Source organism: Winogradskyella sp. PE311 (assembly GCF_046545555.1).
GTDB lineage: Bacteria > Bacteroidota > Bacteroidia > Flavobacteriales > Flavobacteriaceae > Winogradskyella.
In genome coordinates this window covers 285,571-302,823 of sequence record NZ_JBHZTH010000001.1, presented here as the reverse complement: position 1 = coordinate 302,823, position 17,253 = coordinate 285,571, and the positions used below count along the sequence as shown (strand labels likewise).

The window sequence follows — 17,253 nt, the reverse complement described above, 5'->3', positions numbered from 1 at the left end:
AAATCAGTTTTTATGATCTTTTCGTCGAAAAGACAAAATTATTACATAAACTTATCTATATATTTAAACGTGCAAAATAAAGTCTTAGATCTCAAACTACTTATTATTTTATGTATTTCTGTCTTTTCAACAGAAATATATGCACAATTGGGTTTTTGTCAGGGAAATTCAGGAGACCCAATCTTTACAGAAACTTTCGGGACAGGAACAAATTATGGACCTCAATTACCAGCTGGTACAACAACATATAGTTTTGTAGGATTTAATGGACCTCAAGATGGTGAGTATACTGTTGGTAGTAATACTTTTGCTTATGGTTGGAATATGCCAACTGACCATACACCAGGTGACATTAATGGTAAAGCCTTAATAGTTAATGCTAGTTTTACAAGTGGTGAATTTTATACAACCGATATTAACGGATTGTGTGAAAATACCACTTATGAGTTTTCGTCTTGGCTAATGAATATATTGCCAAGTTCAGGGTGTGGTGGAAACGGAATACCAGTAAATGTTAGATTCGAAATTTGGGATATAACCGACACAAATTTATTAGCAAGTGGGAATACCGGAAATATATTTAGCACTTCAGTACCATTTTGGCAACAATATGGCTTAGTTTTTCAAACCTTACCAGCTCAAACTTCTGTTATTTTGAAAATGATTAATAATGGTGTGGGTGGCTGTGGTAACGACTTAGCTATTGATGATATTGTATTTAAAAGCTGCGGTGATTCTATAGATGTCGAAGATACTGGTAATAATAATATGGTGAGTTTATGTAGCACGCAGACACCTTATTCTAACAATATTACGGCTGTACCAGATAATGTGGTTTTTAACAATCATTTTTATCAGTGGCAAACAAGTACAGATGGTATTATTTGGAATGATATACCAGGAGAAACTGCTGACAATTTAAATATTACTAACATCACTACAACCACCTTATATAGAGCAAAAGTAGCCGAAATTGCCGTTAATTTGAGTAATGAAGACTGCATTACCTTTTCTGATGTGTATCAAATTATTATTACTCAAGCACCAGCGCAGCCAACCTTACAGTGTTGGCAAACTGCTACTTTTGATGATACTATTTGTGATTGGATTGTAACCGGAACACAACCTCCTGCACCGACTAATTTAGAGTGTTGGGAAACAACTACATTTAATGATACAACTTGTGTATGGGATATTACAGGAACACAACCAATACAACCGATTATTGAATGTTGGGAAACAGCGACATTTAATAATACAATTTGCGCTTGGGATATCACGGGAACTCAACCGCCTGCTCCAACAAATTTAGAATGTTGGGAAATTATTACGTTTAATAATACCACATGTGTTTGGGATGTGTCTGGCACTCAACCAGCTGCACCAACAGGATTAGAATGTTGGGAGACTGCCACTTTTAATAATACAACTTGTGTATGGGATATTTCAGGAACACAACCAATACAGCCAACAATAGAATGTTGGGAAACAGCCACATTTAACACTACAACCTGTGTTTGGGATGTAACCGGCAATCAGCCAGCAGCACCGACTGGTTTAGAATGTTGGGAAACATCAACATTTAATAATACCACATGTGTTTGGGACGTTACCGGAACACAACCAATGCAGCCAACAATTGAATGTTGGGAAATAGCTACATTTAACACTACAACCTGTGTTTGGGATGTTACTGGCACGCAACCAATAGTTCCAACAGGTCTTGCATGCTGGGAAATAACAACATTTAATAATACGACTTGTGTATGGGAAGTGACAGGAGCACAACCTGCTGCACCAACAAATTTAGAATGCTGGCAAACTACTTCATTCAATAACACAACATGTATTTGGGATATAATTGGCACTCAACCATCAGTACCAACAGGTTTGGAATGCTGGGAAGTAGCAGTATTTAATAACAATACTTGTACTTGGGACATTACAGGAACACAACCTCTTGCACCAACTAATTTAGAATGTTGGCAGACAACCCAGTTTAATAATACCAATTGTGTATGGGATATTTTAGGAACGCAACCTATTGAATTAAGAAATGAAGTCAGGGATTTATGTGAGAATGAAGAATTAATTTTAAATCCTAACTCTGCTATTACTAATCCAACGTATCAATGGGATTCTGGTGAAATGACTCCAACGCTTACGATCCAAGATTCAGGAACATATATTGTTGAAGTTACGGATGGCTGCTTTACAGAGATTATAACATTTAATATTATTGCAATAGAAACACCAGTAATTGAAAGCGTAGAATCTATTGGAAGTACAATTGTTGTAAACCTAGTTACGGAAGGTGATTATTTATATTCTGTAAATGGTATAGATTATCAGTTTAGCAATATTTTTCCAAATATGCAGAGTGGTTTATATACCATTTTTGTAAAATCTTATGAATGTGATATTGTTGTTACGCAAGAGCATTTTCATTTTTACATTCAAAAGTTTATGACACCAAATGAAGATGGTAAAAATGATTTCTTCTCTTTAAATTTGGAACAATTTTTCACCTCCAGCGAGGTCTATATTTTTGATCGTTATGGTAAGCTACTTTTTTCTTCAAAGAATCGAAATGTAAATTGGGACGGAACGTTCAAAGGTAATTCATTACCAGCATCAGATTATTGGTATCGTATTGTTTTAGATGGACAACAATTTATAGGACACTTTACGTTGAAGTATTAATCTAACTTAAATTCATACTCACGCTCAACTTTACATATTCTTACATTATACCAATTGTACCATTGCTCACGTCCTTGTTTTTGAGCAAATAAGTGTTCAGTATTAGCTTTCCAATTTTTAATAGCCTCTAAACTTTCCCAATAACTTACTGTAATACCCACATCATTTTTAGCAGAATCTATACCTAAATACCCCTTTTGCGTTTTAGCTAAGGTTTCCATTTTAATAGCCATTTCTGCATAGCCATTAGTATTTGCGGTTTGGGTTGATGTAAATATTACAGCAAAGTATGGTTTAAAGTTTTCCATTATTTAAGAGCCTTCCGGCATTTCAAATTCAATTATTTTTTCAGTTACATTATCTTCAAAATCTGTCAATATAAATTTAATAAAAACACGATTAGTAGAAACACTAACAGGAAAATCTTTTACATTTTCAATAGTCTTTACATAAGCTAACCAATCTTCACCACATTTATCTTCAACCTCATCTTTTAAATCTCTTGTAGCTGCTTCTATAAAATTAATCCAGTCTTTTTCGGTGAAAGTTAATGTTTCAAAAGTATTAGATCTCAATTGCTTCAATGGTTTCCATTCGGTATCAAATTGCTTCCATTCATTTGAGTTGCATTTAGGGTCAGCACTTATAAAAGAGAAACTGTTTTCGTAACGTTGAAACATGCTTACTTGCTTGTAATCATTGTCTATAAGAACAATTTCTTTACCCTCTGGAGAATCGCTAGTGTCAACGTTAATTGTAATAGCGTCGTCTTCCTTTAATCTATGCGCTCTTTTGTAGTCACTAGTGGCTAAGTTTTTAATTTCTACATTAACATTTTCTAATCTAACACGGATTGTTCTGGCAATTTTATCTGGTGACAAATACCCATTAAAGACATAACCTATATGATTTGTGGTTTCCACTTTTACCCATTCACCTGATACCTTTTTACCCGCATCAACAATAACGAGTTTAATATCGGTTTCTTCTAATACACCAATGACTTCTCCATAGGCTAATTTAGTTAACATTTTTGCACTAACATCTGGCTGATCTCTAAGTGATAATCCGCTTTCTGCTGCCACATATGCTTCTTCTTGTGCTGTTGCTATCGTTACATTTAATACTAATGCGATCGCTAAAATCTTTTTTAAATAGTTCATAATTTCTTGTTTTTAAGTTAAACATTTTAGCGGTTTGTTTTTCTCTTAGCTTCCTTGCCTGTCGACCGACAAGTTTTAGTTTATGTTTAGTGTTTTTTATTTTTCAACGGTTACCCATTTCCCTTTGTTCCTTACGAGATAATCATCATTATCGTACATGGCTTCAGCTTGTGCGCCTGGCAGATAATAGGTGCCTAAATAGGACGCATTTAGCATTACAGTAAATGTTTTGGTGCCGTGTTTTCCTTTTCTACTAATATTAAAATAGAAGTTCACTCTGTCATCGCGTATATCTGTGAATCTAGCTTGACTCACAGTTGTATCTCCAAAATCTGTAAAACGTGTATTTACAATATCCCAACCTGATGGGAAAATCTGAGTCAAAGCCACATCATTAACGTAATTTCTAGTTAGGTTAGAAATACTTACTGTCGCTACAAAGTCTTGTCCTTGTTGTAGTTTCGTGACATCTATTTTATTGCCTTGTAAATCTTTATAGACTGTAGAGATTGAGAAACCACGTTGTTCGGCTAATTCTTCTCCAAGTTTTAGTTTACCAGAATTTAAAACACGTACATAGACCAAATTGTCTTTTGCATTTGTAATCGTGATCTGATTCACTCCTTCATTGATAGGAATATTACGTTGCGCAATGCCATTTTGCGTATCTATCGTTTCAGTTTTACCATTGATTTTATAAGTGAGCTTTAATGCTGCACCACCATTCTGACTTATCATTTTTCCAAGCGCTAATAAATTATAGGCTGTAGTTTGTGTACTCATCCAACGGTCACTTGCTAAGGATTTTGCAATCGATTTTGCCAAATCCGTTTTCTTAGGATGATTAGTAATCAACATGGTTTCTAAAGCCATTGCTCTGTTTCTATAAACGGAACCATAAGTATAATTATCTGTTTTGTCTGATTCAAAATCAATATTCGCTAATTTAGAAATGGCATCACTAGCTTCTTTTTGACCAGCTAAAGCATAAGCAGCAGCTAATCTCCATTTAGCATCATTAGAGATTTCCTCGAACTCTCTCAAACGGTTCATACTCGCTAAATCCGGACTACCAGCCAAAGCCAAAGTATATAAACGATAAGCTTGTGCAAAATCACTATGATAATTCTTATAACTTGGTCTCCAATTACGAGCCGCTTGTCTTTGGTATGCAATCCAATTACTCTTAAAGGTCAATGGTAAGACAAAACCTTTCTTCTCAGCTTCAATCATAAAGTGACCAGCATAGCTTGTTCCCCAATCATTGGCAGAGCTTTCACCCATCCAATAGCCTAATCCACCACTAGCATTTTGAAAACGTCCTAAGCGTCTAATGCCACTTTCAACATTACGCTGTACTTGTTTTTTCTTTTGAGGCGTTAAATCAAATATGTCTGTTAAGAATAATTGAGGAAAAACACCAGATGTGGTTTGCTCAACACAACCATGAGGATAACGAATTAAATACTCCATTCGTTTTGTAAAATCCATAGGAGGTAAGGTTGAAAACTCTACAGTTGCTGAGTTGCTTCCTGGTACACCAAAAGTTGTAATATCTATAGTTTGATTGCCATTTGCTTGAAGCTCTTGGTCAATAACTCGAGACGTCATTGGGTTAGGGTTTTCAACATCAATTTCTACTTTGTACGTTGATTTCTCACCATTTCCTGTCGCTACGACTTCAATAGTATTAATACCTTTTGCTTTAGTGACATCCAATTCAAAATAGACCATTTTTTCATCTGGTTTACTAAATTTTAGGGTTTGTGATTTGTTTCCTTTTATGGTAATTCCATCACTTACGTTTACTGAAAGCGTAACATCTTTTACTTTCTTTTCCATAGCAAAAACAGTGACTGGTAAGGTGACTTTTTCACCAGGACTTAACTTGCGTGGTAGAGTTGCTAATACCATTAGTGGCTTTTTAACTTGCACTGATTTCTCAGCACTACCATAAGCTTCATTATTGTTATTACCAGCCACAACCATAGTACGTACTGCACCAACATAATTTGGCATTTTCAGTTTGTGCGTTTTTGTTTTTCCTTCACTTAAAAGGAAAGGACCTAAATAAGTTACCACTGGCTTAAATCGATTTGCTTTTTTGTTTTTGCCTTTAGCCGCAGCACCATCTCCACCAATTGCGAATACTTGATCTATACTGCCAGAATAGGCCCCAATGACATCATCAAAAATATCCCAGGTTTTTACTCCTAATGCTTCACGAGCGTAGAAACTGTTCCATGCGTTTGGTGTTTTAAAACGGGTTAAATCTAAAAGCCCTTCTTCTACCACAGCAATGGTATAGGTCATTGCTTTGTTGTTCTTTTCAGAGACTTTGATTTCGTAAGATTGCTCTGGTTGAATAGCATCTGGCATGCTAATCTGAGGTTCTAATTTTGTTGCCGGATTTTCTACCATCATAGGAATGACTCCATATAAACGAATTGGCAAATCATTAGAAGTAATAGCATGTGGTTGTAATAATGAAATATTAATAAACACATTTGGCGCCATCTCTTTTGTCACCGCAATATCAATTGTGGTTTCACCTGGCTTCGTTTTCACCCATTGGTGTTGTAAGACCTCAGTACCATTTTCAATACTTACTAAAGCTCTGCCTTCACTACCAGAAGGGAAAGTTAGTTTTGCGGTATCACCAACATTATAGTTGTCTTTATCTGTTGAGAACACCAACATTTTAGCCGCTTCTTTATCACCAGATGCTGAGTTAGACCACCAGTTTTTATAGAAATACGCGGTACGACCAGTAGCATGACCGCTTACAGGATCGACCACTCTAATTAAATAACGACCTCTATCTTTTTCAGGAATGTTGACTTTAAAACTCGCTTTTCCGTTGGCATCTGTATTTATGGAATATTGTTGCACAGGTCTATGATAGCTACTCGATACGTAAGTCGATAAGTTATCGTAGGAGGAATTCCACCACCAACGCCATTCAATTTTATAGACTTTTACTTCTAAGTTGTTGCGTTGACTTGGTTTCCCTTCTGCTGTTACTGTTGCAATATCGAAGGTGTGATTTTCATCAGTAAAGAAAGATCCATAATTGTTGCCTTTAGGTGATTGTAGACCAACAAAACTCTCGTAAGGAGCATAAGGTATTGTAAATGCATCGAGTGAAAAATCACCGCCATTTTCAAAAGCTCTCACCAAGAATTGTGCGTTCAACATGCCTGGCGCATTACTTCCTATATTTAATTCTGTATCAACTTTTGCATTTCCATTGACATCTAAATTACCTTCAAATACATTAGTTTCTTCAGTACTGAAATTTTTAGTTGGGTCATTAAATACATAGTTTTTATACCCTTTAAAACTGGTGTATGCTGTGGTGAATTTAGCTTTAACTTCTGCTTTTAAATTCTTTGCAGGCGCACCATGCAACCATGCTACATTTAAGTCACCTTCTAAAGCTTCTTTATTTTTTAAGATATCATCTTTAAAATCTATTTTAATTTTTAATCGGTTGGGTTTAACCGTTTCAATTTTTAAATTTTTAGAAAAGTTTGCTCCACCAACAGATACCTTAGCATTATAGTTTCCGGTTTTGTAATCGGATGACGTTGGCACTTTAAAATCATAGAAATTATTAATGTTATCGATAGATACCTTTCTATATACCAACTTCCCAACAGGATCAGTAATTTCTAGTTTTACAGGATGTCGTTTTGGTAGCTTATTGGCTTTGTCATTTAGCATAAAGGTTAAGAACAAACTATCTTCTGGTCTCCAAACACCACGTTCTCCATATATGTACCCTTTGAGTCCACGCTGCAATCTATTTCCTGACACATCGAATTTACTTAGTGATAATGAATTACCGTCAAAAAGCTTTACATAACTTATGTTCTTTCCTTTAGAAACAATGGCAAAAGCAGCTCGTTTTTTAGCATCTAGTTCTATAATACCATCGCTATTTGTATTTCCATTTGCGAGTTCTTGTCGCTGATAATTATATAAAGTGACCTTTGCACTCGCTTCAGGATCTGTTGATAGAATATTGGTCACCGCAAAGAAATAGGTGTTGTCATTGCCTTGCTTTGCAATGACGCCAAGATTAGATCCAATTAAGTTAAGAGCAACTGTGCGATTACCATAATTAAAATACGAGTCTGTACATGGATTATTTCGATCGCGATATCTGTAATTAGTATTTCTATAGCTGTAACTTAAATTATCCCAATAACGCTCCTCTCTTAATTCTTGCTCTTCTTCAGAAATATCCTCTGAGGCGTAAAAATCTTCCTCATAATAGTCATCGTAGTAATCATCGTAATACTCATCTTCATCGACGTCTGTAGTTTCAGATTTTGATGAACAATCGTATAAGGAATAGTCTTTTTTAAATCCAACTTCTACTCTATAAATCGCACCAGGATCTGCTTGTAAATATTTAGATAAATCGATGCTATAGGCTTTCCATTTGCCTGTGCTTTGTTTTGGATCTTGAATTAAAGTAATCGTTTCCTTTGCAATACGACGACCAACATGTTTTATGTGATATTCGTTGTTGCTATTCATGTTATTTTCTTGTAGAAATTGCAACACGTTATCTTCGAATATTTTGATGATTCTTACATCGACTTTACTCAAATTAACGGCCTCAAAATTGAATTTTAAATCTTTTGAATTTGGTAAAATAGAACCGTTGCTTACTAAACGTACTTGTGGCTTTAATTCCTCAAAGGTTAAGGTTTGGGCAAAGGCGTTTTTAAGTTTGAAACCGTCTGTGTTTTTGATACCTGTAAAGACATCGACTCTAATATCTCCTACTAATTTGGTGTCTGGGTATACTTTCAGCACATTACCATCAACGATATATTTTGGGTTTTTCACATTCTGAATAGTCACTAAACCCGCAAAATTTTGTTGCTTTTTTAAAGGATCTGAAAAGTTAATTGCTAAGTATTGCTCAGGATTTTGAATCACATTAGTCTCAACAATACTAAAGTTGTTTTTCCCAGGAATGTTGATGAAGTTCTCTCCTTTATTTTCGGCTTTTATGGCTTTACCATTCCAAAAGACATCAATTTTACTGTCTTCTATTTCGCGTTTAATACTATCGATTCTAAACTCAAAATATTTGGAAGGTTCTGGCACTTCTAACCAAACTAAGTTGAGGTCTTTTTTGTTCTGTTTTGCTGATACTAATTGTTTAGCATCTTCTAAAGTAATAACGTCCGATGAGCGTAATTGACCTAATACATACTGCCATTCTTTACTATAGGACTGCAAATTATTAGTCATGATACTAAAACTCGGAGTGATGGTTTTAAACTCAAAGGTGTAGTTCTTAAATTCTTGAGGGATCGTTTTATAAATATCACCCAGTTTTACAGTAATTCCATAAGCTGTTGCAGGTTCTAAAGCTTCATCTGGTGTAAACAGTAATGTGTGTTTGTTGAGTGCTTTTAATGTGCCTTGGATATGTGGCTGAGTTTTAATTAAATCTGTATCTAACTCTTGCTCTGCTTCCCAACCTTCAACTTCTTCTGCAAGATTAATTTTAATAGGCGCTGTTACCGAAACCACTCCAGATGTGGTGTAACTGATATAATCTCTATACTTAAAAATATTGTCGGTTTTTACAGGCTTCTTTTTACACGATACTGCGATTACAATTAGAGCTAGGAAGGCAAGGTGCTTTTTGATGTGCATAGTTGATGATGGTATTAAAATAAAACTTCAGTGAAAAAGAAGGGTAGGTGCATTCTTGTTAAAATATGTACGCCAAGTTTTTAACGTTTGGATTTTTGACTGCTGTTAAATTGTTCTTAAAGTTAAGAATTGTCACTTGGAATGGTTTCCACAGGCATCATTTTTTTTTCATCTCATAAAGCAATCTAAGAATCTCTATGGTAGCCGTATTCATTCTTACAAGATGATTTTTAGTATTCCAAGTTATGCCTCTGCTATTATGCAATGCTGCTCTGGCTAATGTTGTGCTCACCATAGCTTTATAATCTTTATGAGATAAAAGGTTTTCTATAGGATTACTGCCAGTTATCAATCCTAAGTCTACAGTTTTTCTAAGCTCCCATGATGAGCCATTAAAATAAGAATAACGTCCTTCATTATTTAAACCCATAAGACCATTATTAGCTTCATTAAACAAAGTAAACTGTTGTAATACCGCTTTACTCTTTAGTAAACTTAAATTGCCCGTAGACTTTGCTTCGTCATAAGCAGTAAGATTAGGAGAGAAGGGTCGACCTCTAAAAAATGAATGTGCAAGCTCTCGTAAAGAATCCACAGAAACTAATACGGTGTCACTTTCTATGAATTCATTAAAAGCATCCATATTAGTGAGTAAAGAGTCTCTAAATTTTAACTCTATTTCTAGTTTATTTTTGTTGTATTCAAAATCTTCAATAAGAGATGCAATGAGTTCTTGACTTTTAGTATTTAGTTTTCTACCCTCATTCCAATTATTAATCTGCAGTGCAATCAAAATCCCAATAACAACAAGGATAATTTCGCCAATGGCGTATTTGAAGTATTTGGTTGTTTTACCTTTTTCCATAAGGTTGTATCTTATTTTTCTAAAGAATTTAATCATTTTCTGTAGTCCTTTTAAAAACGGGTTGGTTAGCATCCATTAAGAAATAAAACTCAGATTTATCGGCATTAAATTCTAAGGTGGTGCCATATAAAATTAAGCTGGATGAATCCTTTATTCTTAAAGGACCTGTATAATTATATTTAGAGTAATAACCTAAAAACTCTTTATTTTTAAAATTTATACTAATCGTGTCAAGGGTATTTGTGTAGTTGCCAATAAAGGATTCTGCTAGTTTTGGTGTAACCTCTTGGACCATCGTTTTTAGTATAGGATTATCACTATTTGGAAAACCTAATGCTACCATTTGGTTATAGACTGTAATGCCAACATATTTTTTATCCACGAGTTCTGATGCTAGGTCATCTAGAGTCCAACTATATCTTGCCAATTTATTTTTATAACCTGTATTAGTTAGCATAAACTGATAAACAGCATCATACTCGTCACGGTACATTGATTCAGAAAACTCTAAAGCAAACTCAAAGTACTTATTTTGTAGCTCATCTAAGCGAGTACTAGAACTTTTAAACCTTGAATGGTTATAAAGATTCTTTAACTCTACTACTAGAGGTTTATATTGATCTGGTAAATTATCGGCATTTTCTGCGAGTTTGTTAAAAGCCTCGTTTTGTATGAGTATAGCTCGGGAAGAGGTCATAATATTCCGTAAGGTTCTGCTTTTTTGGTAATCTTCTATGGTTAGCGTATCTGAAAATACACGTCTTACATCTCTTAATTTTTGAAAATAATAAGTGCCTGTTATATCAAACACTACAATATTGTTAAGGACTTCTTTTTGCACTTCTAACAATTGATTATAGGCTTGTTTTTCATTGGCTTTGTTGGTGTTCCAATTATTAATCTGTAGCGCAATGAGAATGCCAATAACAACAAGGATAATTTCGCCAATGGCGTATTTGAAGTATTTGCCCGTTTTGTTTTCTTGGATTAGAGAGTGACGGATATGACGGAAGAATTTAATCATTTAAATGATTTTTAGACAGTTTTTTAATTTCAGATAGTTTTTGTAGTGCAGCTTCTAAATAGGGTTCTGAACTGGATTTATTCGTTTTGAAAAATTTGAAAAAACTTAAATTAGCCCGGTTCTCAAAAAACGATTTAGAATCTCGAGGCGAAGCATAGGTTTTCCATTCGAACTCTGAAAAATTGTCTTTCATTATAGGAATCCAATCATCTTTAAAAGATTCTTCAACGTCCTTATGAGCAGCATAAACATTAAGTACATGTTCATCATAATAGGTGATTAGTGCTAATTGTAACTCATCACTAGAAATAATATCTATACCCTTTGATTTTAGCATCTCAAATGCACTTGACTGGGATTTAAATCGTTCAAAAGAAATAATCTCTCCTAACCAATAATTTAAACTATCACTATAGTTACCTAAGCTAACCTGTTTTAATAATTTATCTGTTAAATCCTTAGATGATTTTAAGTTGTGTAATTGGTTAGTTAATGCAATAGAATCGTTTTCTAAATTTTGATTGATTAAGGTTAAAATCTTACGCTCATAGTTTTGGTTTTTTCGTTTTTCATTCCAATTATTAATCTGTAGTGCAATCAAAATACCAATAACAACGAGGATAATTTCGCCAATGGCGTATTTGAAGTATTTGCCCGTTTTGTTTTGCTTCATAAGGTTGTAGCGTATTTTTCTGAAGAATTTAATCATTAGTAAGGACGTGGTTTTTCGTTATTTACAGTTTTTACTTTTTAATAGTTTAATGGGTTCTTGTATTTCTTGCTTTAACCTATAAAAATGCTGTTTCTGCCTGATTTGCATCCCTAAAATAAAAACTAGATTGTCTTGAAATTGTATAAAATATGGGTGTTTAGGATTGTTTACCCAATCAATATTGGGCAAAAAAGAAATAAGTTCATCTCCAAGCTCTTTTTTCATATAGTCAACATCCTGATATCCTAATTCAGTTATAAGGTCATAATCAGTATATCTCTTAACAATTTCATTCCTGTTTTCTTCTAGAAGATTCATAGTATTGTTTAAAAATGTACTGTGCTCAATGAGTCTGTTCTTCAATTTAATATCTTTTAACAGTTTTAACTGCCCTGACGAGGTTATATCTTTAAAAGTGATGGTACTGGGTACAAATACATCTTGTCTTAGTGTTACAACAAATTTGTTTAGAATTGTGCTTCTGTCATTTGGTATGGTGTTTAAATCTTTTATCAGCTCTTTGGTGAGATTTATTTTGTTGGTTGTTAGTTCATAATTTTTATTAATTAGCTTCTCATTAAGTGTAAAGTCATCTAAAATTCTACAGTAATAGTCGGCTTCGGTAATTCTATTTTTTCGGTCTTCATTCCAATTATTTATTTGTAATGCAATGAGAATACCAATAACCACCAAAATAATTTCGCCAATGGCGTAAAGTAAATATTTGTTGAAACGATTTTCAACTACCAGTTTTTGACGGATTTTTCTAAAGAATTTAATCATATCAATTACAGTTTTCAATTAATAAATTGTTTAATTCTTCTGCATCTGTTTTAATGGTTTTAAGAAGCTGTTTTTCACGTTCTCCTTGAACCATATTTAAAACCATCATATCCTTAATCTTTATAAATATTTCGTCATCTGGATTTTGTTGCCATTGCGTACTGGATAAAAGACCTTGTAATTCTGTATCAAATATATTTTGATATTTTGGTACTTCTTGAAACCCAAAGTCGGTAAATTTTTCTACGTTAAAAAGTTTATCGACTAGTTTGTAATAATTAATATCAATGATGTTTTGAGCATTATCTTGAGCTGTATAATGGCTTAAAATTCTTTTTTTAAACGTTGGATTTTTGAGCGTTTCTAGTTTTCCAGATGAAGTAATATCTTCAATTGCTACTTTGGTTGGGATGAATTTATAATACCTAATTGTGGGTAAAAAGTCTTTGAAAATAACTTGTTTATCCTTTTGGATTTTTAAAAGGTTTTTTAAAAATCGTTCTGTGCTTTCCAAGCGCTTGTCTATAGTGATTAATGAGCTATCGATATTTTTGATATCCACCTGTAAATCTTCGGCAATTTTGCAGTAATACGTTTGCTCTTGTTGCTTGAGCTTGCGTTGGTCATTCAAATTATTAATCTGTAAGGCAATTAAGATTCCAATGACGACGAGGACGATTTCGCCAATGGCGTATTTGAAGTACTTTGTAGTCTTATTTTGCTCCATAAGCTCGTATCTAATTTTTCTAAAAAACTTAATCATGTCTCGTTATTACTTTAATTCTCGGTCAATTAATGCAATGGTTTCATTAGTACGTCTTAATAAACCATATTTTATCCAAACCTCATCGGCTGCATATATTAGATATATTTTATTTAATGTTAAATAAGTTTCAGGATCTTTGACTAGAGCAGATAGTTCTATATCGCTTAATAAAAATTCAGGATGTGTTGGAATTAACGGATGATTTAAAAATTCATCAGGAATTACAGGAAGCATATATAATCTAGCCATTAAATTAACTGACTCATTATCATTATCAAGATTAAACATATTAGCGCTTCTATCGCTAATCGTATTTCTGGAATTGGTATAATCTTTTAGTATAGAAAGGTTCTGCTTTAAGCTATCACTTAACATTTCAAACTTACCAGAGTTAATGGCTTCTTCCTGAACGGAATTTAAAATTAATAATGTTCTACCGTAAATCATTTCTGATAGATAGTACTTAAGACTATCATTAGGAATGTAATAATCTCCTACAGAGTAAAGAAGTACTTTATTAAATTTGCTATTACTTTTATGTATTCCTAGTTGGTAATTATCTAACTCATTTTTATTACTAACCAATTCGTTTTTTAAGGCTAACATGAGCTTGTGTTTACTGTGTTCTAGTTTTCTATCTTCATTCCAATTATTAATCTGCAGTGCAATGAGAATACCAATAACAACAAGGATAATTTCGCCAATGGCGTATTTAAAGTATTTGCTAGTCTTATTTTGCTTCATAAGGTCGTATCGTATTTTTCTGAAGAATTTAATCATCGTTTAACTCCGTTTTAATAAGCTCTAGAATAAGATTGTTTTCTTTGTCAATTCTCTCTAATACGCTTAAAGCATTTTTTAAATTCCAACGTTTATCTACAGTTGTATTTTGAAAATCACGGTCTCTAAAAACACTTAACATATCTGATTTAAAATTTTCTTGATCAAAATCTTTGTCATTTTCTATTACAGAAACATAATTTTTGAAATGAACGCGTTGTTTTATGGTCAATTTTTTAACTTCTTCTTCAACTTCGAGGTAACTAGTATATATACTAGGAAACTTTGACAATAAAATTTTTAAGTTTTCACTAGTTATAATGTCAAATTGTTGAGAAGAAATATTTAATGAGCTGTTTACTAAATTTACTTTTGGATAAACGAGGCGTTTTAAAGAATCTCTACTTATTTCGTCTTTAGGTAAAGTTACATTTGGTCCAGTATTTTTTAAAATTAAAGTATTGTATATAAAGCTTTTATCGAAATAATTCAGTCCTTTTTTAATGATGCTATCATTGGCTTTAAAATCTAATCTTAATTGATTTAAAACGACTTTTTCTTTTTGGGATTCTAACCTTTTTTGGTTCCAATTATTAATCTGTAGTGCTAATAATATTCCAATAACCACAAGTAATATTTCACCAATGGCGTATTTAAAGTATTTGGATGTTTTGTTTTCACTCATAAGGTTATAGCGTATTTTTCTGAAGAATTTAATCATTAGTTTGGTGTAGTAGATTTAAAACCAATTCGGTTTGTTGCAATACATCGTCTGTTAATTCTAGATACCTTGAGATGGTGTAGCGTTCTTGTTGCAAGTAATTCACTAAATCTCTTGGTAAATCATTTACTTTTACATCTTTCCATAAGAGTTGTTCTGTTATATTTTTATTTAAAGGACTGCCGTACGAATATTTACTGGCAAGGTTTTGCATAAAGTCCATCAAATAATCCCTGTTACCATCTTGTACAGTTTTTTCAAAAGTTTGAAGTCGATTCAGTTCCATAAGTTCTTTTCTTAGGTCTTTATCGAACAAATCTATTTTCCCGCTAGATATGAGTAAATTAAAACTGTTGGTATTGTAAACATTGGTAACTCTAATGCCAACAAATTCTTCATTATAGAGTCTATAATAACTTTCAAGATTATTAAAATGACCATTTCTAAGACTGTCGCCAAGTGAGTTAATCCGTTCAATTCTAAGATTATTTCTCAAAAGCCTATCATTAACCTGTATTGTATCTTTTGTGTAATCATTAATCAAGGCTGTTTTGTATTCGTTTTTCAGCGTTTCTTTTTTTCTGTTTTCATTCCAGTTATTGACTTGCAAAGCCAGTAGAATACCGATCATTACGAGTGCTATTTCGCCAATGGCATAAAGAAGATATTTCGAAAACTTATTTTCGGATAGAAGTTGTTGCCTAAATCGGCTAAAAAATTTAATCATTTACTTTCTTTAGGTTGAAAGTAAATTAGGTCAATGGTTGTAGTTGAGGTTGGTTAATTATATGTGTATGAAGATAGTGAAATGTTACAAATAATGTTTGTCTCCTCGAGCGCAGTCGAGAGGTTTGAGGTCTCGACTGCGCTCGACTAGACATTACTTTTCATAAATCCCAATTTCTAATTCACCTTTATCATTCATGGTTGCTCTGTACATACCAGCAGTATTAAACTCTGCAACCATATTACCATTTTTATCTACGGCAACAATACCACCATCTCCACCTAAATCCTTAACCTTATCCAAAACTATTTTAGAAGCTTGTTTTAGGCTTAATCCTTTGTAATCCATTAATGCAGAAATATCATGAGCCACCTGTGCTCTTATAAAGTATTCTCCCCATCCTGTGCTAGATACAGCACAAGTAGCATTGTTTGCATAAGTACCAGAGCCAATAATTGGCGCATCGCCAACACGACCATAGCGTTTGTTGGTCATACCACCTGTTGAGGTTCCAGCGGCAAGGTTTCCATTTTTATCGAGTGCAGCACAACCAACAGTTCCGAATTTCGCGTTCTTAATGTCAGCATCGTAAAAATCTAAATAAGCAGATTCTGTATCTACTTTACCCGTTTTTTTTGCTTCGCGTTCTTTTACTCGCCTAAGCGATTCTAAGCGACGATCTGAATGAAAATAAGAGGGTTCAACTAAGGTCAGGCCTTGCTCTTCGGCGAATAGTTCAGCGCCTTTGCCAGAAAGCATTACATGTTTAGACTTATCCATTACAGCTCTTGCTAAATCAATTGGGTTCCTAACTGTTGTGGTGCCTGCAGATGCGCCAGCATTTAAAGTTTTACCATCCATAATTGAAGCATCTAATTCGTTAGTTTCGGCATTTGTAAAAACCGCTCCTTTACCAGCATTAAAGAGTGGTGAATCTTCCATAATATTTATGGTTTTGGTTACAGCATCTAAACTGGTACCTCCATTTTTTAAAACATTATATCCAACTCTAATTGCTTCTTCTAGTTTAGCTTCATAGGCAGCCTCTTTTTCAGGAGTCATATTCTTTTTTAGAATGGTACCAGCTCCACCATGAATGATAATTGCAAATTCTGGTTTTTCAATAGGAGTTTCAGATGTGTTTTTAGCTTTTGCGGTTGCTTTGGCAGTGTTTTCATTTTTGCATGCAAAACATAAAGACATAGCAACAAAAAAAGGAATTAATTTTTTCATGATGGGTTAGATTTTATAAGTGCTTTAAAGTTACATTTTTAGACTTCAAGCTTCAAAGAAAACTGACAATTTATTAGTAACTTCGCCAGAT

At 33.5% G+C, this 17,253-nt stretch carries 13 protein-coding genes; 1 reads left to right on the top strand and 12 read right to left on the bottom strand.

Translation table 11 applies throughout. The features are described 5' to 3' along the window. The first annotated feature begins 69 nt into the window (after positions 1 to 69). Positions 70 to 2,703: a T9SS type B sorting domain-containing protein gene (locus ACFWU4_RS01250; protein WP_411124073.1), complete on the top strand. Its 2,634-nt coding sequence runs from the start codon at positions 70 to 72 to the stop codon at positions 2,701 to 2,703. On the opposite strand, the gene ACFWU4_RS01245 is transcribed toward ACFWU4_RS01250, so the two are convergent. From ACFWU4_RS01245 to ACFWU4_RS01190, 12 genes are all read right to left on the bottom strand, one after another. Next, positions 2,700 to 3,011 carry an antibiotic biosynthesis monooxygenase family protein gene (locus tag ACFWU4_RS01245; RefSeq protein ID WP_411124071.1) on the bottom strand — a complete coding sequence of 104 codons (312 nt, stop codon included), beginning with the start codon at positions 3,009 to 3,011 and terminating at the stop codon, positions 2,700 to 2,702. The two genes, ACFWU4_RS01250 and ACFWU4_RS01245, sit on opposite strands and share 4 nt — an antisense overlap. A gap of 3 nt (positions 3,012 to 3,014) precedes the next feature. Beyond that, positions 3,015 to 3,866, bottom strand: coding sequence for an SH3 domain-containing protein (locus ACFWU4_RS01240; protein ID WP_411124069.1), 852 nt, complete (start codon positions 3,864 to 3,866; stop codon positions 3,015 to 3,017). A 96-nt stretch (positions 3,867 to 3,962) separates the two neighbouring features. Continuing rightward, positions 3,963 to 9,551, bottom strand: a complete 5,589-nt coding sequence (locus tag ACFWU4_RS01235) for an alpha-2-macroglobulin family protein (RefSeq protein ID WP_411124067.1) — start codon at positions 9,549 to 9,551, stop codon at positions 3,963 to 3,965. Positions 9,552 to 9,708: 157 nt separating this feature from the next. After that, complete coding sequence (locus ACFWU4_RS01230) at positions 9,709 to 10,452, bottom strand: DUF6090 family protein (protein ID WP_411124065.1); 744 nt, start codon at positions 10,450 to 10,452, stop codon at positions 9,709 to 9,711. After that, a complete protein-coding gene (locus ACFWU4_RS01225; protein ID WP_411124063.1) occupies positions 10,445 to 11,440 on the bottom strand; it encodes a DUF6090 family protein in 996 nt (331 codons plus the stop codon). Before ACFWU4_RS01225 ends, ACFWU4_RS01230 begins: the two co-directional genes overlap by 8 nt. Next, positions 11,433 to 12,149, bottom strand: coding sequence for a DUF6090 family protein (locus ACFWU4_RS01220; RefSeq protein ID WP_411124061.1), 717 nt, complete (start codon positions 12,147 to 12,149; stop codon positions 11,433 to 11,435). Before ACFWU4_RS01220 ends, ACFWU4_RS01225 begins: the two co-directional genes overlap by 8 nt. Positions 12,150 to 12,170: 21 nt before the next feature. Next, entirely contained in the window at positions 12,171 to 12,935 is a 765-nt protein-coding gene (locus ACFWU4_RS01215) for a DUF6090 family protein (RefSeq protein ID WP_411124059.1), read from the bottom strand. Between the two features lies 1 nt (position 12,936). Then, a complete protein-coding gene (locus ACFWU4_RS01210; protein ID WP_411124057.1) occupies positions 12,937 to 13,698 on the bottom strand; it encodes a DUF6090 family protein in 762 nt (253 codons plus the stop codon). A 9-nt stretch (positions 13,699 to 13,707) separates the two neighbouring features. Beyond that, the gene (locus tag ACFWU4_RS01205) at positions 13,708 to 14,481 is read right to left on the bottom strand and encodes a DUF6090 family protein (RefSeq protein ID WP_411124055.1); all 774 of its coding nucleotides are present in this window, start codon (positions 14,479 to 14,481) and stop codon (positions 13,708 to 13,710) included. Beyond that, positions 14,474 to 15,202: a DUF6090 family protein gene (locus ACFWU4_RS01200; RefSeq protein ID WP_411124053.1), complete on the bottom strand. Its 729-nt coding sequence runs from the start codon at positions 15,200 to 15,202 to the stop codon at positions 14,474 to 14,476. Before ACFWU4_RS01200 ends, ACFWU4_RS01205 begins: the two co-directional genes overlap by 8 nt. Beyond that, a complete protein-coding gene (locus tag ACFWU4_RS01195) occupies positions 15,195 to 15,929 on the bottom strand; it encodes a DUF6090 family protein (protein WP_411124051.1) in 735 nt (244 codons plus the stop codon). The genes ACFWU4_RS01200 and ACFWU4_RS01195 overlap by 8 nt, the downstream gene beginning before the upstream one ends. 153 nt (positions 15,930 to 16,082) lie before the next feature. After that, the gene (locus ACFWU4_RS01190) at positions 16,083 to 17,162 is read right to left on the bottom strand and encodes an isoaspartyl peptidase/L-asparaginase family protein (RefSeq protein ID WP_411124049.1); all 1,080 of its coding nucleotides are present in this window, start codon (positions 17,160 to 17,162) and stop codon (positions 16,083 to 16,085) included. Positions 17,163 to 17,253 lie beyond the last annotated feature (91 nt).

Excerpts from the sequence above, each read along its gene's own strand:
- ACFWU4_RS01230 (WP_411124065.1), bottom strand. The coding sequence starts at position 10,452 with ATGATTAAATTCTTTAGAAAAATAAGATACAACCTTATGGAAAAAGGT.
- ACFWU4_RS01205 (WP_411124055.1), bottom strand. The coding sequence starts at position 14,481 with ATGATTAAATTCTTCAGAAAAATACGATACGACCTTATGAAGCAAAAT.
- ACFWU4_RS01215 (WP_411124059.1), bottom strand. The coding sequence starts at position 12,935 with ATGATTAAATTCTTTAGAAAAATCCGTCAAAAACTGGTAGTTGAAAAT.
- ACFWU4_RS01200 (WP_411124053.1), bottom strand. The coding sequence starts at position 15,202 with ATGATTAAATTCTTCAGAAAAATACGCTATAACCTTATGAGTGAAAAC.
- ACFWU4_RS01235 (WP_411124067.1), bottom strand. The coding sequence starts at position 9,551 with ATGCACATCAAAAAGCACCTTGCCTTCCTAGCTCTAATTGTAATCGCA.
- ACFWU4_RS01210 (WP_411124057.1), bottom strand. The coding sequence starts at position 13,698 with ATGATTAAGTTTTTTAGAAAAATTAGATACGAGCTTATGGAGCAAAAT.
- ACFWU4_RS01190 (WP_411124049.1), bottom strand. The coding sequence starts at position 17,162 with ATGAAAAAATTAATTCCTTTTTTTGTTGCTATGTCTTTATGTTTTGCA.
- ACFWU4_RS01220 (WP_411124061.1), bottom strand. The coding sequence starts at position 12,149 with ATGATTAAATTCTTCAGAAAAATACGCTACAACCTTATGAAGCAAAAC.
- ACFWU4_RS01195 (WP_411124051.1), bottom strand. The coding sequence starts at position 15,929 with ATGATTAAATTTTTTAGCCGATTTAGGCAACAACTTCTATCCGAAAAT.
- ACFWU4_RS01225 (WP_411124063.1), bottom strand. The coding sequence starts at position 11,440 with ATGATTAAATTCTTCCGTCATATCCGTCACTCTCTAATCCAAGAAAAC.
- ACFWU4_RS01245 (WP_411124071.1), bottom strand. The coding sequence starts at position 3,011 with ATGGAAAACTTTAAACCATACTTTGCTGTAATATTTACATCAACCCAA.
- ACFWU4_RS01240 (WP_411124069.1), bottom strand. The coding sequence starts at position 3,866 with ATGAACTATTTAAAAAAGATTTTAGCGATCGCATTAGTATTAAATGTA.